The sequence below is a fragment of the Vibrio crassostreae genome (genome assembly GCF_041439375.1).
GTDB lineage: Bacteria > Pseudomonadota > Gammaproteobacteria > Enterobacterales > Vibrionaceae > Vibrio > Vibrio crassostreae_D.
In genome coordinates, this window is the sequence record NZ_JBGONY010000052.1 from 35,512 (window position 1) to 36,316 (window position 805).

Here is an 805-nt window from a genome sequence, read left to right on the forward strand (position 1 = left end):
AGCGTTATTTCTTGAGCTTATTTACTTTGGCAATCGGCAGGGCAGTGGCATCGATTTGCAGTATCTCCCGCGAATGGGAGATTATCTTTTGGCGCTAGACCTCTAGCGTGACATTTAACTCGTTATTTATCCAAGTGCTCGGCAAGACGGTGGTGATAACCAGTGCTATCTCCCACGCGTGGGAGAGTTAAGTCTCGCGCTAGACCTCTAGCGTGATATTTAACTCTTTATTTATTCAAGTGCTCGGCAGGACGATGGTGATAACCAGTGGTATCTCCCACGCGTGGAAGACGTAAAGTTTCGCGCTAGACGTCTAGCGTGACATTTAACTCGTTATTTACTCAAGTGCTCGGCAAGACGGTGGTGATAACCAGTGCTATCTCCCACTCGTGGGAGACGCAAAGTTTCGCGCTAGACGTCTAGCGTGACATTTAACTCGTTATTTATTCAAGTGCTCAGCAAGACAGTGGTGATACCAGTGGTATCTCCCACGTGTGGGAGACGTAAAGTCTCGCGCTAGACCTATAGCATGATATTCGACTCGTAATTCATTTAAGTGCTCGGTAAGACGGTGGCGATAACAAATGGAGTCCGAGCTAATCGAATAATAGATATAAATGTAAGAACAACATGACCGTTCAAAGCTACTTTAAGCAGGTAAACTTCGCACTCGGCGAGTGTGAGTCGGTAGTAATTTCGCACTCACAGAGTGCGGGATGTGGGCAACGAAAATGCCATTGATGGCAGTGACAGGGCTTTGTTTCCTAAATCAGGGAACTAATGCTTAAAGCTACGATCAGATCAT